Annotated in this window: 21 protein-coding genes; 7 read left to right on the forward strand and 14 right to left on the reverse strand. The window is 53.7% G+C overall.

Translation table 11 applies throughout. The features are described 5' to 3' along the window. The first annotated feature begins 150 nt into the window (after positions 1-150). Complete coding sequence (locus tag HP572_RS22120; RefSeq protein WP_240584342.1) at positions 151-1047, forward strand: LysR family transcriptional regulator; 897 nt, start codon at positions 151-153, stop codon at positions 1045-1047. 40 nt (positions 1048-1087) lie between these two features. On the opposite strand, the gene HP572_RS22125 is transcribed toward HP572_RS22120, so the two are convergent. The 8 genes from HP572_RS22125 to HP572_RS22160 all read right to left on the reverse strand — a co-directional run bounded on the left by HP572_RS22125 (position 1088) and on the right by HP572_RS22160 (position 10046). Continuing rightward, complete coding sequence (locus HP572_RS22125) at positions 1088-1669, reverse strand: NAD(P)H-dependent oxidoreductase (protein WP_174866465.1); 582 nt, start codon at positions 1667-1669, stop codon at positions 1088-1090. A gap of 203 nt (positions 1670-1872) precedes the next feature. Beyond that, entirely contained in the window at positions 1873-2733 is an 861-nt protein-coding gene (locus tag HP572_RS22130) for a ketose-bisphosphate aldolase (protein WP_109410555.1), read from the reverse strand. An 89-nt stretch (positions 2734-2822) separates the two neighbouring features. Continuing rightward, on the reverse strand, positions 2823-3674 hold the full coding sequence (locus HP572_RS22135) for a class II fructose-bisphosphate aldolase (protein WP_240584343.1): 852 nt from the start codon (positions 3672-3674) through the stop codon (positions 2823-2825). An 11-nt stretch (positions 3675-3685) separates the two neighbouring features. After that, positions 3686-4777 (reverse strand): PTS fructose transporter subunit IIC, encoded by a 1092-nt coding sequence (locus HP572_RS22140; protein ID WP_014913895.1) that lies wholly within the window; start codon positions 4775-4777, stop codon positions 3686-3688. 26 nt (positions 4778-4803) lie between these two features. After that, positions 4804-5118, reverse strand: coding sequence for a PTS fructose transporter subunit IIB (locus HP572_RS22145; RefSeq protein WP_010280229.1), 315 nt, complete (start codon positions 5116-5118; stop codon positions 4804-4806). Positions 5119-5131: 13 nt separating this feature from the next. Further along, positions 5132-5611 (reverse strand): PTS sugar transporter subunit IIA, encoded by a 480-nt coding sequence (locus HP572_RS22150; protein WP_095701340.1) that lies wholly within the window; start codon positions 5609-5611, stop codon positions 5132-5134. Between the two features lie 48 nt (positions 5612-5659). Continuing rightward, complete coding sequence (locus HP572_RS22155) at positions 5660-7210, reverse strand: transcription antiterminator (RefSeq protein WP_240584344.1); 1551 nt, start codon at positions 7208-7210, stop codon at positions 5660-5662. A gap of 424 nt (positions 7211-7634) precedes the next feature. Beyond that, positions 7635-10046: a TonB-dependent receptor domain-containing protein gene (locus HP572_RS22160; protein WP_240584345.1), complete on the reverse strand. Its 2412-nt coding sequence runs from the start codon at positions 10044-10046 to the stop codon at positions 7635-7637. Between the two features lie 261 nt (positions 10047-10307). Here HP572_RS22160 and HP572_RS22165 point away from each other — a divergent pair, with 261 nt between their 5' ends. The 5 genes from HP572_RS22165 to HP572_RS22185 all read left to right on the forward strand — a co-directional run bounded on the left by HP572_RS22165 (position 10308) and on the right by HP572_RS22185 (position 16822). Continuing rightward, complete coding sequence (locus HP572_RS22165) at positions 10308-10811, forward strand: SUKH-3 domain-containing protein (protein WP_240584346.1); 504 nt, start codon at positions 10308-10310, stop codon at positions 10809-10811. Positions 10812-11021: 210 nt separating this feature from the next. Continuing rightward, entirely contained in the window at positions 11022-13292 is a 2271-nt protein-coding gene (gene parC, locus HP572_RS22170) for a DNA topoisomerase IV subunit A (protein WP_119874351.1), read from the forward strand. Between the two features lie 150 nt (positions 13293-13442). Beyond that, positions 13443-14180, forward strand: coding sequence for a 1-acylglycerol-3-phosphate O-acyltransferase (locus tag HP572_RS22175; protein ID WP_240584347.1), 738 nt, complete (start codon positions 13443-13445; stop codon positions 14178-14180). A gap of 102 nt (positions 14181-14282) precedes the next feature. Continuing rightward, entirely contained in the window at positions 14283-15698 is a 1416-nt protein-coding gene (gene ftsP, locus HP572_RS22180) for a cell division protein FtsP (RefSeq protein WP_205554098.1), read from the forward strand. A gap of 386 nt (positions 15699-16084) precedes the next feature. Next, the gene (locus HP572_RS22185) at positions 16085-16822 is read left to right on the forward strand and encodes a GntR family transcriptional regulator (RefSeq protein WP_240584348.1); all 738 of its coding nucleotides are present in this window, start codon (positions 16085-16087) and stop codon (positions 16820-16822) included. A 47-nt stretch (positions 16823-16869) separates the two neighbouring features. On the opposite strand, the gene dkgA is transcribed toward HP572_RS22185, so the two are convergent. From dkgA to HP572_RS22200, 3 genes are all read right to left on the reverse strand, one after another. Further along, the gene (gene dkgA / locus HP572_RS22190) at positions 16870-17697 is read right to left on the reverse strand and encodes a 2,5-didehydrogluconate reductase DkgA (RefSeq protein ID WP_039504208.1); all 828 of its coding nucleotides are present in this window, start codon (positions 17695-17697) and stop codon (positions 16870-16872) included. 282 nt (positions 17698-17979) lie between these two features. Further along, positions 17980-19143 carry an alcohol dehydrogenase gene (gene yqhD, locus HP572_RS22195; protein ID WP_240584349.1) on the reverse strand — a complete coding sequence of 388 codons (1164 nt, stop codon included), beginning with the start codon at positions 19141-19143 and terminating at the stop codon, positions 17980-17982. A gap of 3 nt (positions 19144-19146) precedes the next feature. Then, complete coding sequence (locus HP572_RS22200; RefSeq protein WP_109410566.1) at positions 19147-19887, reverse strand: NADPH-dependent oxidoreductase; 741 nt, start codon at positions 19885-19887, stop codon at positions 19147-19149. Between the two features lie 232 nt (positions 19888-20119). Between HP572_RS22200 and HP572_RS22205 the strand changes: the two genes are divergently transcribed. Beyond that, complete coding sequence (locus HP572_RS22205) at positions 20120-21124, forward strand: AraC family transcriptional regulator (RefSeq protein ID WP_240585807.1); 1005 nt, start codon at positions 20120-20122, stop codon at positions 21122-21124. Positions 21125-21153: 29 nt separating this feature from the next. Here the strand turns inward: HP572_RS22205 and HP572_RS22210 are convergent, their stop codons facing one another. The 3 genes from HP572_RS22210 to HP572_RS22220 form a co-directional block, all read right to left on the reverse strand. Continuing rightward, positions 21154-21813 (reverse strand): DedA family protein, encoded by a 660-nt coding sequence (locus HP572_RS22210; protein WP_039499708.1) that lies wholly within the window; start codon positions 21811-21813, stop codon positions 21154-21156. Between the two features lie 464 nt (positions 21814-22277). After that, complete coding sequence (gene metC / locus HP572_RS22215) at positions 22278-23468, reverse strand: cystathionine beta-lyase (RefSeq protein ID WP_240584350.1); 1191 nt, start codon at positions 23466-23468, stop codon at positions 22278-22280. A 447-nt stretch (positions 23469-23915) separates the two neighbouring features. Next, the gene (locus tag HP572_RS22220) at positions 23916-25208 is read right to left on the reverse strand and encodes a TRAP transporter large permease (protein WP_010280255.1); all 1293 of its coding nucleotides are present in this window, start codon (positions 25206-25208) and stop codon (positions 23916-23918) included. Between the last annotated feature and the right edge of the window lies 1 nt (position 25209).

Genomic DNA, 25209 nt, shown 5'->3' on the forward strand with positions numbered 1-25209 from the left:
ATCTTTATCCTGTTTCATCTTGCCGAGGTGGATAAGCCGCTCGGCAGGACGATGTTCAGGCGGTGGCGGTCATTTACTGGTGGCTGCGGTATGATGCGAGTACACGATAACGTTTGGTGAATACCGAATCGACGGCAGGTGTACGCGCTTATGAAAGTCACGCTTGAGGAACTTCAGGCTTTTGTGGTGGTGATCGACACCGGTTCGATCACGGCGGCAGCGGAGCAGCTTGGGCAAACCACGTCGGGCATCAGCCGGGCGCTGCGGCGTCTGGAGGACAAGCTGGGGACGACGCTGTTGCATCGCACCACGCGACGCCTCTCGCTTTCTGAAGAGGGCATGATGTTTCTTGAGCACGCCCGTGGCGTGATTCACGCGGTGGAACATGCTGAAGAGCAGGTGCTGCTGCGGCATGAGCAACCGAGCGGACGGCTGCGGATTAATTCAGGTTCGGCATTTATGCAGCATGTGATTGTGCCGCTGGTGCCGGAATTTTGCCGCCGTTATCCCAAGATCGTTCTTGAACTCAATACCGATGATTTCATTATTGATTTGCTTGAACAGCATACCGATATCGCCATTCGCATTGGCACGCTCAAAGACTCCACCATTCATGCCCGATCGCTCGGCGCAAGCAAGCTGCGAATCGTCGCCAGCCCTGACTATCTGGAACAGTATGGAACACCTGCGACGGTCGAGTCATTGGCCAATCATCGTTGTCTGGGGTTTACTCAGTCGGAGTCCCTGAATCACTGGCCGCTGCGGCACGGGCTTCAAGATTTCTATCCCATCATGCCTACATTGTCGGCATCAAATGGTGAGATATTGCGTCAGTTGGCGCTACGGGGCGAAGGGATTGTGCGCATGTCCAACTTCCTGATTCGGGACGATTTGGCGGCGGGGCGACTGGTGCCGATCCTCACCGAAGAGACGGTGGACGCCAGCCTGCCGGTTTACGCGGTGTATTATCGCAATAGTCAGCTAGCGGCGCGTATTACCTGCTTTCTCGATTTTATGAGCGAACAACTCACGGAAAATCCGCTGTGAGGCGTGACCCACAGCGGTAGAGAGTCGGGGAAAACGCCGATCAGGAAAAGTGTTCGTCCAGATGCTGGCGGTAATTCGCAAGATAAGTGGGGACGTCCGGTTCTTTCATCACATCATTGCAGATGAAGGTCGGCAGTGGGGATAACCCGATGAACTGGTTCGCTTTATGGAACGGCAGATACACGCCATCCACGCCCACACCGTGGAAGAACTGTTCGGGATCGTTGAAGGCCTCTAGCGGCGCATTCCACGTCAGAGACAGCATGTACTTGCGGCCTTGTAACAGCCCGCCTGAACCGTACTTCTTGCTGGCATCTGAACGGCTGCGGCCATCGCTGGCATAAAGCGAACCGTGACCGGCGGTAAACACCTCATCGATGTATTTCTTCAGGATCCACGGCGTATCCATCCACCATCCGGGCATCTGGTAAATGATGGTGTCCGCCCACAGGTAGTTCTGAATTTCCTGTTCAATATCATAGCCGTTGTCCACGACCGTCACGCGGACGTCGTGACCTTTATCGCGCAGGAAACTGGCGGCGACATCGGTAAGGGTTTGGTTCAACTCACCTTTGGAGTGAGCGAATGATTTGCCCGCGTTAATCAGCAAAATGTTCTGCATAGGTCTGTTCTCGAATCGGTTATCAACGAAGATGTTGGGCGTAGTCTAGAGCAGAGAGCAGTGCAGAAAAATGTGCGCTAGCGCATAACACTATTGACTGAATATCAACAATCAGAAGTCGGTGGACGTCATATTGAAATAATGTGGGTGGGGTAAAAAGGCAAGAGAATCCTTCCCTTGCCTTGTTCTGCGCGTTTAGCTAATCAATATAAATCGGCTTTTCCTATTGAGCCGAAGAGCGCCATTTTGTAGCGAATCACCTCTTTTGCCGCGTTAATCGGTTCCGGGTAGATGGCATTAGGATCCCACCAGGTTTCACGACTGAGGATTTCCCGCGCTTTCTGGAAATAGGCGAATTTCATGTCGCTGGAGATATTGATTTTGCCCACGCCAAGCGTCACCGCTTCGGCAATTTCGGCGTCTGGGTTGGCTGAGCCGCCGTGCAGGACGAGTGGGATCGACACCCGCTGCGAGATATCCCGCAGGATATGCATTTGCAGCTCTGGCTTCAGGTCTTTGGGATAGATGCCGTGCGCGGTGCCGATGGCGACGGCTAACGTATCAACGCCGGTCCGGTTGACGAAATCTTCCGCCTGCTCGGGGTCGGTGTAGATTACTTTGCTCACGCCGCCTTCTATCGTGGTGCCGGTATCGCCAATCGTACCTAATTCCCCCTCCACTGAAACGCCAACGGCATGCGCCAGCTTCACCACTTCGGTCGTGAGCGCCACGTTCTCCTCATAAGGCAGCAGCGAGCCGTCGATCATCACGGAGGTAAACCCGCACTGAATAGCGCGCAGAACGTGTGCGATCGACGCACCATGATCGAGGTGAATGACAAACGGCACTGGGCTGCGCAGCGTTCTTTCCCGCACATAGGCGAAGAATTCATCGGTCACGAATTCCAGCTCGCTCGGGTGGATAGAGATAATGGCTGGAGTATTCGTTGCTTCGGCTTCTTCCACCACAGCGCGGATAAAGCAGCTGTCGGCCACGTTAAAGGCGCCGATAGCGAAGCGATGTTCACGCGTGGGTTTTAGGATGTCGGTCATTGAAATCAACATGTTATGTCTCTCCTGTGTCGGATAAAGGGCAAAGCGTTCCTGTACCAGTGGAAAACCACTGATGGCGAAAGTCGGTAAAGGGCGAACGATCAGGCTTGGTTGGCGGAACCTGACCAACTGAGGTAATCGGCGACCACATCGCGGCAGGCGGATTCCATCGTTGCCAGCAGGTCGGACAGCTCTGTCGTTGGGTGTTGATGCAGCGCCTGCTGCAACGCGGTTTTGCCGGCCTCAAAAACGGCCGCGCCGACGTTGATTTTGGCGACGCCGTGGCGGCTGACGCGGCGAATATCGTCGGCCTTGGTGCCGCTACCGCCGTGCAGCGCCAACGGCACGGTCGATGCCTGATGCAGGGCTTCGAGACGCTCAAAATCAATCTGTGGCGTCACCCCCGGTGGATAAATGCCGTGAGCGGTGCCGACCGACACGGCAAGCAGGTCGATACCGGTTTGGTGGATAAAGGGAACGACGTCTTCCACCTGCGTCATTTTCACCGCGGCATCCTCTTGGTCGTAGACGGGTGCGTCGGCGATATGTCCAAGCTCGCCTTCCACGCAGACGCCCGCGGTTGCGGCGATGGTCACCACCTGCTGGGTGCGCAGGATGTTTTCTGCCAGCGGGTGGCTGGAGGCATCGATCATTAGCCCGGTAAAACCGGCGCGGAACGCCTGCCCAATCAGGCTGAATGCCGTGCCGTGATCCAGACTGAGTGCCACCGGAACGGTGGCCTGCTCGGCCAACGCGTTGACCAGCGGCACCGCGAGATGCGGCGGAAAGTGTGCGGAGTGACCCTGATACACATTAAGAATCAGCGGCGCACGCTGTTGCTCGGCGGCGGCAATCGCCGCACGGGCGGTCTCCAGATTGAAACAGTTGATGGCGAGCACGGCATACTGCTGTTGATACGCGTCATCAATGAGGGCTTTCATTGCGGCATACATGGCGGCTCCTGTTATTCGAGGGTGAATTTAATGTCTTCGTCACGCACGCTGCTGTCGTCAACGTCGTCGAACTCTTCATCTGCCTGCGTGACGCGTTTCTTAATCAGCGACAGCATCACGCCGCAGATGACCGTGCCGATACCGAGCGCCAGACAGAACATCAGCGGTTTGGTAAACAGCGGAACCACAAACATGCCGCCGTGTGGTACGGGAGCCTCTACGCCCCAGACCATGATGAGCCCGCCCGCAATGGCGGAGGCGACGACGCAGCTGGCAACCACTCTGAACAGGTCGCGTGCGGCAATCGGGATCACCCCTTCGGTAATCATGCAGATCCCCATCGGGAAGGCGGCTTTCAGCGCCTCTTTTTCAGCGCGGGTGTATTTGTAGCGGGTCAGCAGGAAGGACAGCGTGATGCCGAAAGGCGGAATCATTGAACCGACAAACTTGACGGCTTCCGGCCCGTAGATGCCATCGACCAGCATGCCGTCTGCGAAGAGCGACATCGTTTTGTTCACCGGCCCGCCGAAATCGAAGGTTGCCATCGCCCCCAAAATCGCCCCCATCAGGAATTTCGAGCCGCCCTGCATGGATTCCAGCAGATGAATCAGCGTTTTTTGTAGCCAGACGATGGGCTGGCCGATAAACGTCATCATCAGCAGCCCGGCGATAATGGTGCTGAGCAGCGGCAGGATCATGACGGGCATTAGACCCTGCATCGAGGTGGGCAGTTTGATGTAGCGACGCAGCAGCAGCACGGTGTAGCCGACTAAGAAGCCGCCGAGAATACCGCCGATAAACCCGGTTTGAATCTGGCCGCAGATAAAGCCCACGATCAGGCCGGGAGCGAAGCCGGGGCGGTCGGCAATGGAGTAAGCGATGGCGGCGCTGATGAGCGGCACAATCAGCCCCATACCCCAGCCGCCGATCTGGTTGAGCATCCACGCAATGCTGCCGGTTTGCTTACCGACATCCGGGCCGCCGATAACCTGACCGAGTGCAATACAGATCCCGGCGGCGACAATCAGCGGAATCATCCAGGAAATACCGGTAAGGAGATGCCGTTTTATTTCCTGTCCAACAGTGATTTTTCTGGTGTTCATTATGATTACCCCGAAAAATGAGCTATTCAGGCACCCGCTAAAGAACTAGCGACTTTTTCCAGAAATTTAATGGGAGATTTAATAACGACCTCCGTTTTTACTCGAACGACGGGTTTACCCTTAAATCGTTCTTCGCCTGTTATTTTGATATCGATGGCCAGAATAACGACATCGGCTGCGGCTATCTCCTCGGGCGTTAATTCATTTTCAGTGCCAATGGTGCCTTGGGTTTCCACTTTAATGGCGTAATTTAAGGCGTTCGCACCCTTAATGAGTTTCTCGCGTGCGATATAGGTATGCGCAATACCGGCCGTGCAGGCGGCAACACAAACAATATTCATTTTGAGCCTCGTCTTATGTCGGAGTGACGGGAGCTGTTTCTGCATACTGACTAAACAGCCGAATAATTTTATGGGGATCGGATTCGTCGAGCAGTTGAGCAATCACCTCATCGTCGGCCAGTGCACTGGCAACCTGAGACAGCAGGCGAATATGTGTCGTGTTCTGATCTTCCAGACGCACGGCAAAAAGAATAATGCAGCGAACCTGGCTGCCGTCCAGCGTCTCCCAGGGAATATCCTGACGGGTGCGGCCAATCGCGAGCGTGGTCTGTTTGACGGCGGAGGATTTCCCATGAGGGATCGCGATATGGTTTTCAAAACCAGTCGATCCTTCCGCTTCGCGTAACCAGACATCGTGAATAAAATCCTGCTTATTGGTAATGGCCCCATCGGCATACAGCAACTCGGTTAATTCATTAATGGCTTCGTCTTTATTGGTTGCGGACATGTTTAACTTCACGCGGTTTGCATTCAGTATTTTATTGATATCCATTGATCACACCTCATCTATAAAATTAAAAAATTAATGTTCGGCCGATAATCAGTGAGGGACGGCCTGATGCAATTGATTAGCGATAACTTTTTCGGTAACACGCTTAATGTCATCGTCATTAAAAAAGGCGGAAACATAGACGACGGGAATGTGTTGCTCTTCCAGATGAATCGTGGAAATAATCAGCTCAATCTCTTCCTGTTGGCAAAATGCCTGCATATTACTGGCAGAGATCACGCCAACAATAATCCAGTCAGGAAACGCGCGCAGAATACGGTTTTTCAACAGGTGTGACGTTCCGACGCCGCTGGAACACACCACCAGAATACGTTTATGCGCAATTTGTCGTTCCAGCGCGGCTTGAAAATGAATGGTCAAATAGCCGACTTCATCCTCAGCGACCGATTTTAATTGAAACCGCTGACAGACTTCGCTCATGGCTTGCTGCGTCATTTCATAAATATCGACAAACTCGCTTTTGATATCGTCTAATAACGGGTTGCGAATATGTATTTGGTACTTTAAGCGGTTCAGCAATGGCTTGATGTGAATAAGTAGCCCTTCATGTAGTAACTTATCCGTGCGCAGGTCGATATTGATTAAATCAGAAAATATCTGCGTCAAGGCGCGTGTGATTCTGCGTGATTCACCGTTAGAGAATTGATAACGCAGCAGTTGGTTATTTTCCCGCTCCTCCATCACAATGCCCGAAGAAATAATATATTGATAAATGAACCAGACTTCATCCGAAGGCAGCGTGCTCTCGACGCGTTGTTCTATTTGGCTCACCATATTTTGAGCGATAGAGAAGATGCGATTATCAACCTGCTGATGCACCGATTCTTCCGCCATCATTAATGCTTTTCCCTGCGCAATGCGGTGCATCATAATTAAGGTATGGGTGAAAATGTTGATGTAATAAGGCTCGCCGAGCGGATAAGAAAGCTGCCGCTCCATGCCTTGTAACAGCGATTCGACGAAGGATACGTCTTCTTCACCGAAATAATTAATCAGCGCCTTATAGCTGCCGGGGTCGAGACGAGAATGGCTAAGCGGGCCGGGTTCTTTATGGTGCATCACGTCATTAATGAGCGAGGCCATCGCCTGACGCACCTGATTCTCACTGCCTTCAATGTGCGTACCGCTCTGGCTGCGCACCAGCGACAACCCCAGCGGATGTAGCCAGCTTTCGATGATTTTCAGATCGTTAACGATAGAGGCGCTGCTGATAAAATAGCGCTCAGACAGCTTACTGATGGACGTTTCATGAGGCGTATCGCTTAACAGCTGCGAGGCAATTTTGACGCGGCGAGCATTGTTGATTAGGGCATCGGTGTCCCCATCGTCCACGACAATTTGCTGTTCCAGCAACGCCAGGTGTCGGTCGTCATCCGTCGTTAACATGATTCCCGCACCGACCTTTTTGTCTGGATAAATATTCCAGACAGAAAGGAAGGCTTCAACAAATTGCATATCACGATAGACGGTTTTTTCCGACACATCCAGGTAATGTGCAATATCTCTAACCGTTACATATCCCTGGTGTTGTAACAGATATTTCAATAAACGGTTCTGACGGGAGGTGAGTGGCTGCATCATATTACCCTCATTTGTCTTTAGATTTTCTGATGCTTATCGAATTGATAACTTTTTCTAAATAATTTCCTGTTTTATTTTCTCTTTCGGTTTATTTAAATAGGGCGCTGTAGTAATGAATCTAGTCGCGATAGCCGATAGGGACAATACTAAATGCTGTCCGCTGAATAGGACAAAATTAAAACATGGCGCTGGCTGAATAGTGATTGAGATCGCGATCACGTTATTTAAGTTCGACATTTTTATCGGCATATTCATTATTTAATGCTGTGAAAATAACGATGTTGGCGTAATTAAATGGGGCGTGGTGGGAAGAGCGTGTAGAGGAAAATAAAAAGGCAAGAAAGCCGCGGTGCGCATTCTTGCCTGAATGGTGGCGATGCCGAATGAGGCATCACCTGTTAAATGACAGCGTGAGTGATGCGGATTAGAAATCCACGTTCACACCCAACTGGAAGGAACGACCAGGTTGTACGGAGAGGGCGCGATCATACTGTCCCTGCCGATCGTTGGTTTCAATCTGACGGCTGCTGAGATAATCCCAATATTTACGGTCAGTCAGGTTATACACGCCACCGTTGACTTTCACGTTCTTGCTGATGCGATAGTAGGCGGTTAGGTCAACCATGCCGTAGCCAGGAATCCGCATATATTCGGTATTCGAGGTGGCGATCGCGTTGCCAGCATTGGTATAGCTTTCGCGGCTGGTATCCTTCGCCTGCTTCCCTTTCTGGAAGGTCGACGTCAGGGCGGCACCGTAGCGCTGAGCAGGATCGTCGTAGGCGATACCTATCACGGCTTTCATTGGCGCGACGCTGTCGAGATCGACATAGCGGTCGCCGAGGTAGCGCGATTGCGATTGGCCTTTGGTGTAGCCAAACGCCAGCGTGGTGCTGAGCCCATCAACCGCTGGGAACCAGGTGCCTAGCTGTATTTTGCTGCTGACTTCGCCGCCGTAGATATAAGCCTTATCGCGGTTTTCTGCTTGGAATATCGTATGGATATTACTTGGCACATTGGTGAATTTATCGGGGTTAGTGCTACGGCGATAGCGGGTGTTGGCGATAAAGTTCTTATACGTGTTGTAGAATAGCGCGGTACGGAAGGTGATCCCCTCCGTCGCTTCGCCTTTTAATCCCCACTCGACGTTGTTACTGGTTTCCGTTTTGAGGTCGCTATTGCCGATAAAGGCGTACTGGAACGGTCCGAAAGCGTTAGCAAAGTTGGCGTTAAGGTTGGTGCTGCCATAAAGCTGGCTGGCATCCGGGAACTGTGCGCCACGGCGGTACTGCACATAGGTCGTCAGCGTCGGCGTGATGTCGTAAAGGAAGCTCAGCGACGGCAGGACTTGCGTATCGCTGTTGGCTTTGCCGTACAGTCTGTTGACATCGGATTCACTGATGACACTGCCGTCACCGCTCAGGCGAACCGTATTGGTTGGTTTGGTACGCTGGTGAATGGCGCGCACTGCAGGGACAACCGAGAAGGCGTGCCCCGCCAGATCCCACGTAGCGGTATCCTGCACAAAGCCGCCAACGGTATAGCTGTTGCTATCGGCTTCCGGCTGCATGATGTTGTTGGCACCCGTTTGGTTAGGCGACTGCCTGAACGGACGCTCTGTTTTGCTTTGGCTGGCGTTAAGGCCCCAGTTGAACTCGTGGCGATCCCAGCTTTTCACCATATGGGTATCGAATCCATAGGTGGTGACATTGTAGTCGGAATAGACCCGGTGGCTATCTGCCGCCGCCATCCCTGTGGTTGCGGGCAGCCAGGTATTGTCGTGTGATTCGCTGTTTTGGAAGTAAATGCGGCTATCAACCAAATCGACCAGCGTGTTGTTAACCGGCATCCAGCGATCTTTCAGGCTGGCGGTCCAACGGCGTGTCTGGCTGCTCTGTTGCGCTGTGCCGTAAATAGTATTGTTGCCGCTTGGCAAACTACCCCAGTAGTCATAATGGGTGTGGTTGGTTTTATGGTAGTAATCCAGTGTACCGGTGAGCTGATGCTCGTCGTTAGCCTGCCAAATACCGGACGCTAAAATGGCGTTAGAGTGCCAGTTGGCGGGGTAAGCGGCGATCTCGTCGCTGTTATTACGTGTTTGCTGGCCGTCACGGCGGCTAAATACGAGCACACCGCGCAGGTCGTCATCACCGCCTGCGGCGGTGATGCCATTGTGCCAACCATGGTTGGCGGAATCGTAGTCGCTCTGAAAACCGAAGTAGTCCTGCTTGCCTGCTTTCAGATAGTCATCGGCAGATTTTGGCCGAAAGGAGACGCTGCCCCCGAGTGCGTTGACCGTATTTTCTGCGGAGGTGACGCCCGACTCAATATCGACGCTGCTGTAGATATAAGGATCAATATAGTCGCGTCCCATCCCGAAGGTGTTGAATCCGGCACGGCTGGCGTAGCTGCGGCCCGTGGCGTTGGGCAGGGCGATGCCATCGGTATCGATCGCAACACGGTTACTTTCAATGCCGCGAATGTTATAGCCCGTGTAACCGCCGCGGTCGAAGCCGCTTTTCCCTGTATTACTGCCGCCGCTGGATCCGGTTGCGCTCACCAAAGGTTGATAGCGCATGATCGTGCCGAAATTGTTGCCGCCTTCTCTTTGCATATCTGCGGCAGTCAGCGTCGTGCTTGAACCGGCTTTTTTCTCGACTTTTGGCGAGTGAACCGTCATCACATCGTCAGTCTGTCCCGTTTTCGCCGCCGAATCGTCTTGGTTCTTCACGTTGAGTGCGTTGTTGCCTGTGGTGCTATCCGCTGCCATGCTGTTCAGCGCGACGCCAGTCAAGATGCCGGTGAGAAGAATTTTATTTAAATTCTTGTTAATTAACATAATGATACTCTGCTATAAGGTTGTTCTGGCCAGCGGCGTTGGGGAAACATGGCGTGCTGGTTGCTAACGTCTGCAAGGGAAATGCAAAACGGCGAATAACATTAATTATCATGTGGTAATGATAATTATTATCAATATGCTAAGCATTATCATCTGATGTTGCAACGATGATGAATAATTCTTAATGAAACGATATGTGTGCTATCAAAGCATGCATTAACGCTGACTTTTTCCTTAGCTGCTGCTGTGAGATGACTAACGATGTTGATTGAAATCCCCAAATCTGTTCTTCCACTGTTTCACGCGGCAGGCTGGCCGCGTGCTGAAGCGCAATCAGTTCCGCCGTTTGTGCCAGAGCATCATCCGGCCTTCGCTATCCTGCACGCGTTCGGCGGGCTGACGGTCGGGCAGTGCGGTGCAGGAGAAGAGTGTGCCAGCGGCGATATCGCTTTTGGCGGCAGCGAGGATTTGCAGCAGGATGAAACGCTGATTGAGTGGCAAGGCATTCTGGGCTCGACGTTGATTCTTGTCGGCGAAACCCATCATGCGCACGGCGCTCTGCTGATGGATAACGCGGGAGCCTGCTACGGGATGAGCTTTATACATGAGGCATTCTGGTTTGAAGGGGCGTCTTTCGGTGCTGCCGTTGAACGCATTCTGCTTGGCCGTAAGGGGAAACCGATGCTGCGGCCCGACGAGCCGTCAATTTCCATCTATGGCGAAACGATTACCGCCGATCACCCGAGCGTTCATCGCTACCGCTAGCCACCTTCTCCGGCAACTATCGTATTCACACCGATAATCTTCCGGTGTGATTTTCCTGAGACGACCGGGTTCCCTGTGGCGTGATTGGCTACGAATGGTTCCCTGTGACATCACCTCATCAGATAAGGTACTATTCCCGCCAAACATACCGCCGCTATGGCGTGCCGGAAAGCGTAACCATCGCGCCGCGATGTGAGGGAAGTGAGATAAATGAGTGAGATGACTCATGACGGCGCAGAAAGCCTTGCGCTGCGCACGTTTACCGAAAATGCATACCTAAATTATTCCATGTACGTCATCATGGACAGGGCATTGCCGTTCATTGGCGATGGCCTGAAGCCTGTGCAGCGTCGCATCGTGTATGCGATGTCCGAGCTGGGACTGAATGCCAGCGCCAAGTTTAAAAAATCCGCCCGTACCGTGGGTGACGTGTTGGGTAAATACCACCCGCACGGCGACAGCGCCTGCTATGAAGCGATGGTGCTGATGGCGCAGCCGTTCTCTTATCGCTATCCGCTGGTGGATGGTCAAGGGAACTGGGGTGCGCCGGACGATCCGAAATCCTTCGCCGCCATGCGTTATACCGAATCGCGGCTGTCCAAATATGCGGAACTGCTGCTGTCCGAGCTCGGGCAGGGCACGGTCGATTACACCCCGAACTTTGATGGCACGATGCAAGAGCCGAAGATGCTGCCTGCGCGTCTGCCGAATATTCTGCTGAACGGCACCACCGGGATCGCCGTCGGGATGGCAACAGATATACCGCCGCATAACGTGCGTGAAGTCGCTGCTGCCGCAGTGATGCTGCTGGAAAACCCGAAGGCCTCGCTGGAAGAGTTATTGCAGCATGTTCAAGGGCCAGATTTCCCGACAGAAGCCGAAATCATCACGCCACGTGATGAAGTGCGCAAACTCTACCAGAATGGCCGTGGTTCCGTGCGTATGCGCGCGGTGTGGAAGAAAGAAGACGGTGATGTTGTGATTACCGCGCTGCCACATCAGGTTTCCGGTGCCAAAGTGCTGGAGCAGATTGCCAGCCAGATGCGTGCGAAGAAGCTGCCGATGGTCGAAGACCTGCGTGATGAATCCGATCACGAGAATCCAACCCGTCTGGTGCTGGTGCCACGCTCGAACCGGATCGATATGGATCAGGTGATGAACCATCTGTTCGCCACGACCGATCTGGAAAAAAGCTATCGCGTTAACATGAACATGATCGGTCTGGATGGTCGTCCTAGCGTGAAAGGGCTGGTCGAGATCCTGAGCGAATGGCTGGTCTTCCGTCGCGACACCGTATGCCGCCGTCTGAACTACCGTCTGGAAAAAGTGCTCAAGCGCCTGCATATCCTTGAAGGCTTGCTGATCGCGTTCCTGAATATCGATGAAGTCATTCATATCATCCGTACGGAAGATGAGCCGAAGCCCGTTCTGATGCGTCAGTTCAGCCTGAGTGAAACACAGGCTGAAGCGATCCTGGAGCTGAAATTACGTCATTTGGCCAAGCTGGAAGAGATGAAAATCCGCGGTGAGCAGGACGATCTGGCAAAAGAGCGCGATCAGCTTCAAGCGCTGCTGGCGTCAGACCGTAAGCTCAGCAACTTGATTAAGAAAGAAATTCAGTCCGATGCGCAAGCCTATGGTGACGAACGTCGTTCGCCGCTGCGTGAGCGTGGCGAAGCGAAAGCGATGAGCGAGCACGACTTTGTGCCGTCCGAACCCGTTACCATTGTGCTGTCGGAAATGGGCTGGGTACGCAGTGCGAAAGGGCATGACATCGATCCTGCCGGACTGAGTTATAAAGCGGGCGATAGCTTCCGCGCTGCCGCGAAAGGTAAGAGCAATCAGCCCGTGGTGTTCATTGACTCCACCGGGCGTAGCTATGCGCTGGATCCGATCACACTGCCTTCTGCACGCGGTCAGGGTGAGCCGCTGACGGGCAAACTCACGCCGCCGCCGGGCGCGACGATTGAACAGGTGCTGATGGCTGCAGACGATCAGCCGCTGCTGATGGCATCCGATGCGGGCTACGGCTTCGTGTGTACCTTCAACGATCTGGTGGCGCGTAACCGCGCGGGTAAAGCGATTATTACGCTGCCGGATAACGCGAAGGCGCTGGCACCGATCGAGATCAAAGGCGACGATAACCTGCTGATGGCGATCACCGCCGCAGGCAGAATGCTGCTGTTCCCTGTCTCCGATCTGCCACAGCTGTCGAAAGGCAAAGGCAACAAGATTGTGTCCATCTCCTCGGCTGATTTTGCGGAAGGCAAAGACCGTCTGACTTGGCTGTATCTTCTGCCACCACAGGCGTCAGTCACGCTGTACTTCGGTAAGCGTAAGCTGGTGCTGCGTCCAAACGAGCTTCAGAAGTATCAAGGGGAGCGCGGGCGGAAAGGCACATTGCTGCGTGGGCTACAGCGCATCGACCGAATTGAGGTGGATGCACCACAGCAGATTAGCACCGGCAGCAGCGAAGAATAATTCCTCCATATTGTCATGTGTATGTTGAGAAAGGCGGTGTTATACCGCCTTTCTTTAGTTTCCGGTTGCCATCTTGCAGCAAATTGAATCACCGTGTGTTTTAGCGCGAAATCGCTATACTAGCGGCGGCTGTCGGCTAATGAGGTTGCTATGTTATCCATTTTGCGTTTTTTTATTGTCGTTATATTTTCGATTTTGGTCTGTGTTTTTGGCTTGTTTTACTGCCTGTTCAGCCCTAGAAATCCCCGTCATGTGGCGACCTTCGGTCATCTTTTTGGACGCTTGTCCACGGTGTTTGGCCTGAAAGTAGAAATGCGGATACCGGAAGAAGCCGCGCATTACGGCAACTGCATCTATATCGCGAATCATCAGAATAATTACGATATGGTCACGGTCTCCAGAGCGGTCCAGCCGCGTACGGTTACCGTGGGCAAGAAAAGCCTGCTGTGGATCCCATTCTTCGGGCCGCTTTATTGGCTGACGGGCAACTTGCTGATTGACCGTGAAAACCGTGCTAAAGCGCATGGCACCATTGCCCAGGTCGTGAAGCATATTAAAGAGCGCAACACGTCTATCTGGATGTTCCCCGAAGGTACGCGCAGCCGTGGACGCGGCCTGCTGCCTTTCAAAACCGGTGCTTTTCATGCTGCGATTAGCGCAGACGTGCCGATTGTGCCGATTTGCGTGTCTACGACCAGCAACAAGGTGAAGTTGAACCGCTGGAATAACGGACTCGTTATCGTAGAAATGTTGCCACCCATCGATACCCGCGCATATACCAAAGAGCAGGTTCGCGAGCTGGCTGCACATTGCCATGATGTGATGGCTGCCAAGATTGCGGAGCTGGATGCGGAAGTGGCGGCGCGCGAAGCAGCAGACAAAAAATAAACTTACCCCATCGAGTTACGCGATTATTTCTTCCGATTGTCTATTCAAGAACGAATCGGAAGATAAACTTTGCTTACGGTTTATTGGATTTACGGAGTCATTATGTCACTCAGCCGACGTCAGTTTATTCAGGCATCGGGTCTTGCGTTATGTGCGGGTATGACGCCACTGGCAGCCAAAGCCAGTGGGAATCCCGGCGCATTGCCGATACCGCCATTACTGGAGTCGCGCCGAGGCCAGCCTCTTTTTCTGACCATGCAGCGTGCCCATTGGGCATTCTCCGGTGACCGTAAGACATCCGTTTGGGGAATCAACGGCCATTATCTGGGGCCGACGGTGCGGGTCTACGACGGCGACGACGTTAAGCTGATTTACAGTAACCGCCTGAATGAACCTGTCGCGATGACGATCGGCGGATTGCAGGTGCCGGGGCCGCTGATGGGCGGCGCGGCTCGCATCATCTCTCCAGGAACCGACTGGTCACCAGTGTTGCCCGTTCGTCAGCCCGCGGCGACCTGCTGGTATCATGCGAACACGCCAAACCGCATGGCCCCGCATATCTATAACGGGTTGGCTGGGCTATGGCTGGTGGAAGACAGCGCCAGTAAATCCCTGCCGCTTCCCAACCACTACGGTGTTGATGATTTCCCATTGATTATTCAGGATAAACGACTGGATAACTTTGGTGTCCCTATTTATAGCCCGCCCTCTAACGGCGGATTTGTCGGTGACTCGCTGCTCGTCAACGGCGTGCAAAATCCCTTTGTTGAAGTGTCCCGTGGCTGGGTTCGCCTGAGATTGTTAAACGCGTCGAACTCCCGGCGCTATGTGATGCGGTTGAGCGATGGGCGAGCGATGCATGTGATCGCCAGCGATCAAGGGTTGCTGCCGGCACCGATGGCAGTGAACCAGCTTTCTCTCGCGCCCGGCGAACGGCGCGAAATTCTGGTCGACATGTCGCAAGGCGAAGAAGTCACGCTGACGGCAGGTGAGTCGGCTGGGATTATGGATCGTCTGCGCGGGCTGTTTGAGCCTTCCAGCATCCTGATTTCGACTCAAATACTCACGCTGAAGCCGACGGGGCTGTTGCCATTAGTCACGGATAATCTGCCGATGCGTTTGTTGGCCGACAACATCATTGAAGGCAGCATCAGCCGCACGCGTGAGTTCCGTCTGGGTGACAGTCTGCCCGGCATCAACGGTGCGATGTGGGACATGACGCGTGCCGATGTGCAAACCCAGCTTGGCCGCTGTGAGCGCTGGATTATCCACGCCGACACGCCGCAGGCTTTCCACATTCAGGGCGTCAAGTTCCTGGTGCGCAGCGCGAATGGTAGACCACCGGCGGTGGAAGACAGCGGCTGGAAAGATACGGTGTGGGTGGATAACGATGTCGAGCTGCTGGTTTATTTCACGCAGCCTTCCTCACTGGCGTTCCCCTTCCTGTATTACAGCCAGACGCTGGAACTGGCCGATCGCGGCTCGACGGGACAGCTCATTGTACAGTCTGCGATGTAAACCAACTTATAGCCTGCCAGTTTCTCCGCGTTACCCCTCCGCTGTGACAAAGGTAACGGCCTTGCTGTCTGACGCACTGCTCGCTCGTCAGACGGCAACGCTTCCGAGATTTATCTGTTTCTTAATGTGATCCACCTCTATTCAGACAAACCAAAATTAAAGATGCGAAGCCGTGCGGACGATATCTTATATATTGATGTTGCTATTAATTAAGGGTGAATTGCATTTTGCGTCGCGCGCTGTTTCGGGTCTGATTCGTGCTGAAAGAACATTTTTTATTACAACAATGTCAGCGTCCGAGCGTTTCGTTTCGCTATGAAATCAGGTTCACTTTCTGTTTTAACCTGTACGCAGCCAGAACGCTGCGTCACTAAAAGGGCTGCACTATGCGGGAATTACTGCTTTGGGTCAGGGATCAGCTGGCTGGAGCGCCGTCGGCGCCTCGCTACATGCAGCTCGCGTCGTTGCTTGAATCAGAAATCGGCCGCCGTAAGACGTTATCCGGCCAGTTCTTACCTGCCGAAAGACTGATTGCGCAGCAGTTGGGATTGTCGCGCGTAACGGTTTCCCGTTCCCTGTCACTTCTGGAAGAAAAAGGGCTGATTGTGCGCCAGCAGGGGGTGGGAACCCGCGTGACTCAACGGCTTAACTACGCGTTGAGCGCCGAGGATGAAGGGTTCACTGCGCTGGTACTGAAACAAGGCGGCGTCGCTGGCAGTCTCTGGCTAGAAAAGGCAATACAGGTTCCTCCAGCCGCTATCGCTGCGAAAATGTCTCTGCCGGAAGGCGAAGCCGTCACCTATCTGCGACGCGTCCGGCTCAGCAATGGCGAGCCCGTTTCGCTGGAAACCACCTGGATACCGCAAGAATTCCTACCCGATCCCGAAGCGCTTGAGCAGTCTCTCTATCAGTATTGGATGGCGCGTGGCATCACGCCCGACAAAAAACGCTATCGTTTCAAAGCGATTGCCTGTACGGCAGAAATCGCTGCGCTGCTTGGTATTGCGGCGGAGGCTCCAGCGCTGTATTGCGAACTGCATGTTTATAACGAACGGGGTGAACTGCTGGAATACAGCGAAGCACATTGCCGTAGCGATGTGTATGAGATTCAGTTTGCTGATTAGATGAGAAGAAAAATGCCAGCCCGCTACAGGCTGGCATCGAAGGTAGGTTAGTCGTTTCTCGGTTCGTCAGGGTCTGACCCCAGACGCTTCCCGCAGTCCAGCTTGGCAATTTCACTGAGCTCGTCTTTATCCAGACGGAAATCAAACACCTCGAAGTTTTCCTTGATACGCGACGGCGTGACCGATTTAGGAATCACCACCAGCCCGCAGTCCAGATGCCAGCGGATCACGATCTGTGCCGGCGTTTTGCCGTATTTTGTCGCCAGTTTCCGGATAATAGGATGGTCGAAAACGCCTTCGCCGCCTTGCGCCAGCGGGCTCCAGGATTCTGTCTGGATATGGTGGATAGCATTCCAGGCGTGGAGCTGTCTTTGCTGGAGAAGAGGGTGTAGCTCGACCTGATCGATGACCGGCAATACGCCCGTTTCTTCTTTTAACCGCTGTAGGTGGTGAATATGGAAATTACTGACGCCGATGCTTTTTGCCAGACCCTGTTCCTGGAGTTTGATGAGTCCGCGCCAGGCATCCACGAAGGTGTTCTGTTGCGGGAGCGGCCAGTGAATCAGGTAGAGATCGATATAATCTAACCGAAGTTTTCTCAGGCTCTCTTCCAGCGCTTTTTGGGGATCGGTATGATCGCCATTCCAGAGCTTGGTGGTGATGAATACCTCTTCACGCGGCAGGTTCGCGGAACTCAGTGCCTGACCAACGGCCTCCTCGTTCTTATAAATCGCGGCGGTATCGATCGCCCGATAACCGATGGACAATGCTTCAGTCACGGCGATCACCGTGTCCTCACTGCTTGCTCGCCAGACACCAAGGCCCAACTGGGGCATGATATTGCCGTCCGCCAGCTTAACTTTCGGTTGCGTCATCTCATTCTCCTTTTATATCCGTTAATCCATAAAAATATCATAGGGTTAACTGGATGGGCGACCTGTTCATATCACAGACATAGAGGAATGTGATCCCTCGCAGGAACAGGCATATGATTTCATTCTAGTAGAAAAATTCGTCGGCTATATGTCGCCTGATGTTAAAGGGAGCCGATTGGCTCCCTTTAACAGACACAGCATTGAGGGTATATCATCTGATATAGGCGTGGTTTAAACGATAGCTTTTTCTCCTGTCACTCGAATGATTGGGTGCAGAGGCGCTTAACGCGCCGCTTCGTAAATCTTCTGGCTTTCTTCCAGCGTAATGTCGTGGTGCTCACCCAGTGCAGTCAGACCGTGCTCACTGAGTTTGGCGACCAGTGTCGGGATAGAACTGCCATCCAACTGGTAGTCAGACATGCGGGTCGGCACGCCCATCTTCTCGAAGAAATCACGCGTGGCGGCAATTGCGCCGTCAATGCGCTGATCTTCGCTACCGTCACGCAGGTTCCAGACGCGCTCGGCGTATTGCAGCAGCTTGTCGCGCTTCTGGGCTTTTCTTGCCGTCAGCATGGCAGGCAGAACGATAGCCAGCGTTTGGGCATGGTCAAGGCCGTGCAGCGCCGTTAATTCGTGTCCCAGCATGTGAGTTGACCAGTCCTGCGGCACGCCTGCGCCAATCAGGCCGTTCAACGCCATGGTCGCGCTCCACATTACGTTGGCCCTGACCTTGTAGTTCTCCGGTTCAGCCAGCGCGCGTGGGCCTTCTTCAACCAGCGTCAGCAGTAAACCTTCCGCAAAACGATCCTGTACTTTGGCATCGACGGAATACGTCAGGTATTGCTCAACGGTATGAACGAAGGCATCGACTACGCCATTCGCGATCTGGCGAGCGGGCAGGGTATACGTCACGACCGGATCGAGCACGGCGAAAAGCGGCTGCGTGTGGCGTGAACGGAAAGAGAGTTTATCGTTGGTCGATTTACGCGTGATGACCGCGCCGTTGTTGGATTCCGAACCGGTCGCTGGCAGGGTGAGCACGGCCGCCATTGCGACGCCGCGATCGATTTCCGCGCCGCCGGTTTGCAGAATATGCCACGGGTCTTGCGCGGCCTGATAATCTGCGGCGGCAGCGACAAATTTCGTGCCATCAACCACAGAGCCACCGCCAACCGCCAGCAGGAAGTCAATCTTCTCCGCCCGGACAACCTCGACGGCTTTCATCAGCGTTTCGTAAGTCGGGTTCGGCTCAATGCCGGAAAACTCACGGACATTGCGACCTTCTAAGGCGCGATAGACCTGATCCAGCACGCCATTGTGCTTCACGCTGCCGCCGCCGTAGGTGATGAGAATACGGGCATCGGCAGGAATTTCTTTGCCTAATTCAGCAATCTGGCCTTCGCCAAACAAAATCTTGGTAGGGGTATGGAGTGTGAAATTTAGCATAGGTTATTTGTCCAGTTTAAAGCCCTGTTGGAGGATCGCGGGTAAGACTTTCGGGAAATAAATGTGCTGATAGTAGCTGGCGGTGTTATCACCCCAGTTGTCGCCGTCCGTGCGGCTGGTTTGCTGCCAGTGTGCCACCAGCGTTTGGTTATATTGCTCAATCGCCGCAGGCAGAACGTCCTGATGATAGGTTTCATCATGACGGAACGAATTGAGCGGCAGGCGCGGTTTCTGATGCGCAGGGGTATCCACGTAGCCGATAGCGACGCCTGCAACGGGGAACGTCAGTTCAGGCAGTTCCAGAAAGTCGATCATCGCCTGTGGGTCGCGACGAATACCGCCAATCGGGACGATGCCCAGCCCAAACGAGCGTGCGGCGGCCATCAGCGTTCCGAGCGCGATGCCGACATCTGTTGTGCCGGAGATCAGGCTTTCGAGGCTTTCATGGGCGTGCTGCTGCTTGTCGCTCATGGCAATCCCGACCTGCGTTTTATGCATGTCCAGCACTACGGTGATGAAGACGGGTGCCTGAGCAATCCACGGCTGGCCGCCAGCCAGTTCGGCAATGCGCGCTTTGCGTTCCGGGTCGCGGGTGACGACGAGCGAGACCTGCTGAGAGTTCACGGAGGTCGGTGCCAGATGTGCGGACTGAATAATGGCATCCAGCACGTCATCGGGAATCGCTTTATCAAGATAGCTACGTTCACTGCGGTGTGAGGTGAACAGCTCAATCGTTTTATTCATGTCTTTTCCCGTGGGATGAGAGGATGGCGGTATGCTCAATATTGTCATCAACCTACGTAAGACGTTCAATGCACATTTCTGTTTGGTTGTTGCCTATTTCTCCAAAATATAGGAGAAAAGGGTGATAATAATTCGCAGGTATGTCATTTTGTTTCTTCTGTCAGGAGAGAGGCTTCGGACAGGAAAAGCGAACCCGTAGCGAGAGAACACCATTTTGACGCAAACCCAATGCATGTTGACGGACAGCCAAAGCATGTCGACGGAAAGCCAAGGCGAGCGGCTTATTCAGGAACCAATAGTTCAGGAACTAGCAGCACAGCAACAGGCAGAACAGACGGTGCGGCAGCGCATCGTGCAGCAGGCAATACGCTGCTCAGCCAAAAGCTGGGCCACGCCTTCGCTCGTCCCGCAGGTCAGAATTCTGTATACGGAACAGCACCATCCGCGTGTGCCAGTGATGTATGAACCGACGATCGTCATCATTTTTCAGGGCCAAAAGATTGGTTATCTGGGCGGGAAAACGTTCCAGTATGACCCGGAAAACTACCTGTTGATGACCGTGCCGCTGCCGTTCGAATGTGAAACGATAGCCAGCGTTGAACACCCGCTGGTGGGGATGGCGATCCGTATCGATATCCAGATGCTTCAGGATTTGCTGATCGACATCGGTGACGACGACAGCGCGATCCGCCCCTGTGCCTGTACGTGCGGGGTGAACAGCGTGCCGTTGACCAATGAGATTCTGTGTGCCGTTGAACGGCTGCTGGATGCGATGGATAACCCGCGTGATGCCCGCGTGCTGGGGCCAGCGATTGTGCGCGAGATTATCTATCATATGCTCTGCGGAGAACGCGGTGCAGCGTTACAGGCGCTGGTGAATCGGCACACGCACTTCAGCCAGATTGCCAGATCTCTGCGACGTATCGAAAACCACTATGCCGATAGCCTGAATGTGGAACAGCTGGCGGCTGAAGTGAACATGAGCGTCTCGGCGTTTCATCATAACTTCAAAGCTGTCACCAACACATCACCGTTGCAGTACCTGAAATCCTATCGCTTGCATAAAGCGCGTGTGCTGATGATCAGCGAGGGGCTGAGAGCGGGCGTTGCGGCGGCTCGTGTCGGGTATGAGAGCGTGTCGCAGTTTAGCCGGGAATTTAAGCGCTATTTCGGCGCGACGCCGAGCGATGAAGTCACGAGAGTAAAGGCCAGTCACCTGGCGGTTGAGGAAAGCTGAAGACGTGAAGAAAGCGTGCTGTTGCCCGATTAGGCGACCGCACGTTTTTTGCGCCACACCATGACAGCCATGCCGATCAGGCCGCTAACCAGCAAAATAATCGGGAGCAGGATCAGCGCGGTCATCACCTGATCTTCATAGCGTTTGACCAGCGGAATGTGGCTGAGCGCATAGCCGAGCGTGACAATCCCGCCGACCCACAGCAGCCCGCTGAGCCAGTTGAAAATCTGAAAGCGCGTATTGTTTAACCCGGAAATGCCCGCCATCGTCGGCAGCAGCGTGCGGATAAACGCTAAAAAGCGGCCAACCAGCAGCGCCATCAGGCCGTGGCGGTGAAACAGGTGATGGGCTCGCTGGTGGTAATGAGCGGGAAGCTGCAACAGCCAGCCTTTTACCAAACGTGTATCACTCAGCCAGCGCCCTTGAAGGTAGCTGAGCCAGCAGCCGAGGCTGGCGGCGACGGTGAGCAGAATCATGGTAGGGAAAAAGCTCATCACACCTTTGGCAATCATCGCACCCGTGAGCAGCAACAGGCTATCGCCAGGCAGAAAAGAGGCAGGGAGCAGACCGTTCTCCAGAAACAGCGTTGTGAACAGAATGCCGTAAACCACCCAAACAACGTGGGGATCGGCCAGTGCACTAAAATCCTGCTGCCAGAGCGCCTGAATAATGTCGTGAACCACACTCATATTACTTCCCGCCAATGACGATATTCACTATCTCTCAGGCTGCGGCGTGGAACGCTGGGCTACCTGAAATCTACTGCTTATCAAGCCCTAAAATCGGTATGGGCAAAACGCCTTGCCGCATGATGAGAATACGACAGGGCTTAATGCTTAGTTTTGGTTAAGGTAACGCGGTTTTTGGGTAAGCGTTGACTCATGATCATCATAACGCATTACCCACCGCGCCGCAGGGGAAATCAAGATACGGCGGTTTTATGGCCGTCACACTTCCTATATTTTGTTTCCTGCCATACCCGTCATACTTCAAGCCGCATGTGCGTTGGCTACGTTCATTCACCCGAATCACTTACCTGAGTAAGCTCATCGGGATTCTCTCTCTTGCCGCCTTCCTGCAACTCGAATTATTTAGGGTATATATTTTGTTTCCTGTCGTTTGGCGAAGCTGAACTCGCTGAGACCTTGCCAGACTAAGCGCTCAGCCTGCTGAAACCTGCAGCCAGATCGTCGATCAGATCGTCACTGTCTTCAAGTCCAATATGTAACCGAATAAGTGTGCCGGTAAAATCCACGCCGCCAGCAGGACGGATAGCGGCCAGATCTTCTGGCTGATTCGCCAGAATCAGCGACTCAAAGCCGCCCCAGGAGTATGCCATGCTGAAGTGCTCAAAATGATCCAGATAGTTCGCCAACGCTTCTTTACTCAATTTCTCTTTCAGCACAAAAGAGAACAAACCGTTGCAGCCCTTAAAGTCGCGTACGTAGAATTCATGCCCTTTGCACTCTGGTAAGGCTGGGTGGTTAACCACCGCGACTTCGGGTTGCTCCGCTAGCCATTTAGCAATGCGGATGCTGCTTTCCTGATGTTGTTTGAGTCTAACGCCCAATGTGCGCAGGCCACGGCTGGCGACATAGGCGGTATCGGCATCAACCATTTGTCCCATCAGGTAAGAGTGTTCACGCAGCTGTGCCCAACAGCGTTCGTTAGCGACTGCCGTGCCTATCATGGCATCGGAATGGCCGACAATATATTTGGTGGCAGACTGAATGGAGATATCAATATCAAAATCGAACGCTCTGAATAAAATGCCAGCCGCCCAGGTGTTATCAATCATGACAATGATGTCGGGATTGATACGGCGCACGGCTTGTACGATGGCTGGCACATCGTGTACTTCCATCGTGATGGATCCGGGCGATTCGAGAAAGACCACTTTGGTATTGGGCTGGATCAGCTCGGCAATATCGGCACCGATCAGCGGGTTAAAGTAGGTGGTGCTGACGTTCATCTTGCTGAGGACTTTATTACAGAAATCCTGCGTGGGTTCATAGGCCGAACCGGTCACCAGCACATGATCGCCTGCTGAGACGAAAGAAAGAATGGCGTTAGAGATAGCCGCTGCACCGCACGGGTACAACACGCAGCCCGCGCCGCCTTCCAGTTCAACCATCGCTTCCTGCAGCGAGAAATGGGTCAGCGTACCGCGGCGTCCATAGAACAGCGCCCCCTTTGCTCGGTTAATCGTGGCGTTTTTTTTGTCCTGCACGGTATCGAATACCAGGGAGGACGCGCGCTGAATAACAGGGTTGACGGAGCCGTGGGTGAATTTCTTGCTGCGTCCTGCGGCGACTAACGCTGTTGCCGTTTTTTTGCTTGTCATAACCACTATCACCTTTTCTGTTCAGTTCTGCCGGATGACTCACTACGCCGACAATTCCCAGCGGTGAACGCGGAGGGAATGGCGGGGGCACGATTGGATTTATAAGCGTTCGATTGATGAGGTCTACGTTATCACGGCTTGAGCGGCGTGTGGGCTTAAGTAGGATAAGATGGGAGGTAGATGAAAACATTTCAGGAAGAACGCAAGGAGCGCCATGTTATTCGCGACAATCCAAAAAACATAGCGCAATGCCGATCGTTTAAAGATCGAGATACCGGGGGCTACCACGGTGCGAGGCATCCCTGCGGGAACCTCATCACCGTGTTTCCCCCTATAAAATGCAAACGCATTTTAAATGCCACTTGTGGCAGCCCGTTAGGGCGAGCACAGGAACTGGGCGAGTAAATCCATACTTAAGTCACCAACATTAGCGCAATTTGGCGTGCGTTAACCCGTATGGACGCCAAAGAACTTAGGTAGCCAGAGCGAGATAGCCGGAATATAGGTGACCAGCATCAGCACAAAGAAGAGCCCGCAGTAGAAGGGCAGCATCGCCTTAACGACCTGTTCTATCTTCTGCTTACTCACCGCACTGGCGACGAAAAGTACCGATCCTACCGGCGGTGTAATCAGGCCGATCCCGAGGTTCACCAGCATGATCATACCGAAATGCACCGGATCGATGCCGAGCGAGTGGGCGACGGGCAGCAGAACGGGCGTCAGGATCAGGATCAGCGGTGCCATGTCCATCAGCGTACCGACCAACAGCAGCATGATGTTAATCCACATCAGGATGACGTACTTGTTATCCGAAATGGAGGTAAAAAACTCGGTAATGCGGCTCGGCAACTGCATGTAGGTCATGATGGCACCGAACGCGGCAGCGAAGCCGATCAGGATCATCACGATCGTGACGGTTTTTACCGTGCGGTACATCAGCTTGGGCAGTTCTGACCACTTGTAATCTTTATAGATGAACATGGTCACGAAGAAGGACCACAGGCAGGCGATGGCCGCAGACTCGGTTGCGGTAAAAATACCGGACAGAATCCCACCCATGATGATGACGACCGTCATCAATCCCCACAGGGTATCGACAAAGATTTTCAGCGCCTGACGGAACGGTACGCGTTCGCCTTTTGGATAACCGCGCCGATGTGCGAAGCCGACGCACATCACCATCAGCGTTAGGCTGAGCAGCAGGCCAGGTAGGATCCCCGCAATAAACAGCGAAGCGATGGATACGGTACCACCGGTTGCCAGCGAGTAGATCACGGAGTTGTGGCTCGGCGGTGTCAAAATCGCCTGCACAGAGCCGCTGGCGGTGACGGCAGCGGAGAAGTCGCGCGGGTAACCTTTCTTCTCCATTTCCGGGATCATCACCGAACCGATAGAGGCTGTGTCTGCCACGGAAGAGCCGGATATTGCGCCGAAAAATGTTGATGCGACGATGTTAACCAGCGATAAACCGCCGCGAATAAAGCCGACAAAGATGTAAGCGAAGCTGACCAGCCGACGGGCGATGCCGCCTTCGGCCATAATCGCCCCAGCCAGAATAAAGAAAGGGATCGCCAGCAGCGAAAATTTGTTCACGCCGTTGGTAATCTGAATCATGACTGCCTCAAGCGGCAGGTCGATCCAGAACGCGCCAACAATCGCGCTCAACCCTACTGCGTAGGCGACGGGAACGCCAACCGCCAACAGCACGGCCAGCGTGGCAACAAGAATAAATGCATCCATG

It is taken from the genome of Pectobacterium sp. PL64, assembly GCF_022477975.1.
Classification (GTDB): Bacteria; Pseudomonadota; Gammaproteobacteria; order Enterobacterales; family Enterobacteriaceae; genus Pectobacterium; species Pectobacterium jejuense.

What these genes read in the sequence shown, in the direction of transcription:
- HP572_RS22120 (WP_240584342.1), top strand. Translation starts at nt 151, where the DNA reads ATGAAAGTCACGCTTGAGGAACTTCAGGCTTTTGTGGTGGTGATCGAC.
- HP572_RS22125 (WP_174866465.1), bottom strand. Translation starts at nt 1,669, where the DNA reads ATGCAGAACATTTTGCTGATTAACGCGGGCAAATCATTCGCTCACTCC.
- HP572_RS22130 (WP_109410555.1), bottom strand. Translation starts at nt 2,733, where the DNA reads ATGTTGATTTCAATGACCGACATCCTAAAACCCACGCGTGAACATCGC.
- HP572_RS22135 (WP_240584343.1), bottom strand. Translation starts at nt 3,674, where the DNA reads ATGTATGCCGCAATGAAAGCCCTCATTGATGACGCGTATCAACAGCAG.
- HP572_RS22140 (WP_014913895.1), bottom strand. Translation starts at nt 4,777, where the DNA reads ATGAACACCAGAAAAATCACTGTTGGACAGGAAATAAAACGGCATCTC.
- HP572_RS22145 (WP_010280229.1), bottom strand. Translation starts at nt 5,118, where the DNA reads ATGAATATTGTTTGTGTTGCCGCCTGCACGGCCGGTATTGCGCATACC.
- HP572_RS22150 (WP_095701340.1), bottom strand. Translation starts at nt 5,611, where the DNA reads ATGGATATCAATAAAATACTGAATGCAAACCGCGTGAAGTTAAACATG.
- HP572_RS22155 (WP_240584344.1), bottom strand. Translation starts at nt 7,210, where the DNA reads ATGATGCAGCCACTCACCTCCCGTCAGAACCGTTTATTGAAATATCTG.
- HP572_RS22160 (WP_240584345.1), bottom strand. Translation starts at nt 10,046, where the DNA reads ATGTTAATTAACAAGAATTTAAATAAAATTCTTCTCACCGGCATCTTG.
- HP572_RS22165 (WP_240584346.1), top strand. Translation starts at nt 10,308, where the DNA reads ATGTTGATTGAAATCCCCAAATCTGTTCTTCCACTGTTTCACGCGGCA.
- parC (WP_119874351.1), top strand. Translation starts at nt 11,022, where the DNA reads ATGAGTGAGATGACTCATGACGGCGCAGAAAGCCTTGCGCTGCGCACG.
- HP572_RS22175 (WP_240584347.1), top strand. Translation starts at nt 13,443, where the DNA reads ATGTTATCCATTTTGCGTTTTTTTATTGTCGTTATATTTTCGATTTTG.
- ftsP (WP_205554098.1), top strand. Translation starts at nt 14,283, where the DNA reads ATGTCACTCAGCCGACGTCAGTTTATTCAGGCATCGGGTCTTGCGTTA.
- HP572_RS22185 (WP_240584348.1), top strand. Translation starts at nt 16,085, where the DNA reads ATGCGGGAATTACTGCTTTGGGTCAGGGATCAGCTGGCTGGAGCGCCG.
- dkgA (WP_039504208.1), bottom strand. Translation starts at nt 17,697, where the DNA reads ATGACGCAACCGAAAGTTAAGCTGGCGGACGGCAATATCATGCCCCAG.
- yqhD (WP_240584349.1), bottom strand. Translation starts at nt 19,143, where the DNA reads ATGCTAAATTTCACACTCCATACCCCTACCAAGATTTTGTTTGGCGAA.
- HP572_RS22200 (WP_109410566.1), bottom strand. Translation starts at nt 19,887, where the DNA reads ATGAATAAAACGATTGAGCTGTTCACCTCACACCGCAGTGAACGTAGC.
- HP572_RS22205 (WP_240585807.1), top strand. Translation starts at nt 20,120, where the DNA reads ATGTTGACGGACAGCCAAAGCATGTCGACGGAAAGCCAAGGCGAGCGG.
- HP572_RS22210 (WP_039499708.1), bottom strand. Translation starts at nt 21,813, where the DNA reads ATGAGTGTGGTTCACGACATTATTCAGGCGCTCTGGCAGCAGGATTTT.
- metC (WP_240584350.1), bottom strand. Translation starts at nt 23,468, where the DNA reads ATGACAAGCAAAAAAACGGCAACAGCGTTAGTCGCCGCAGGACGCAGC.
- HP572_RS22220 (WP_010280255.1), bottom strand. Translation starts at nt 25,208, where the DNA reads ATGGATGCATTTATTCTTGTTGCCACGCTGGCCGTGCTGTTGGCGGTT.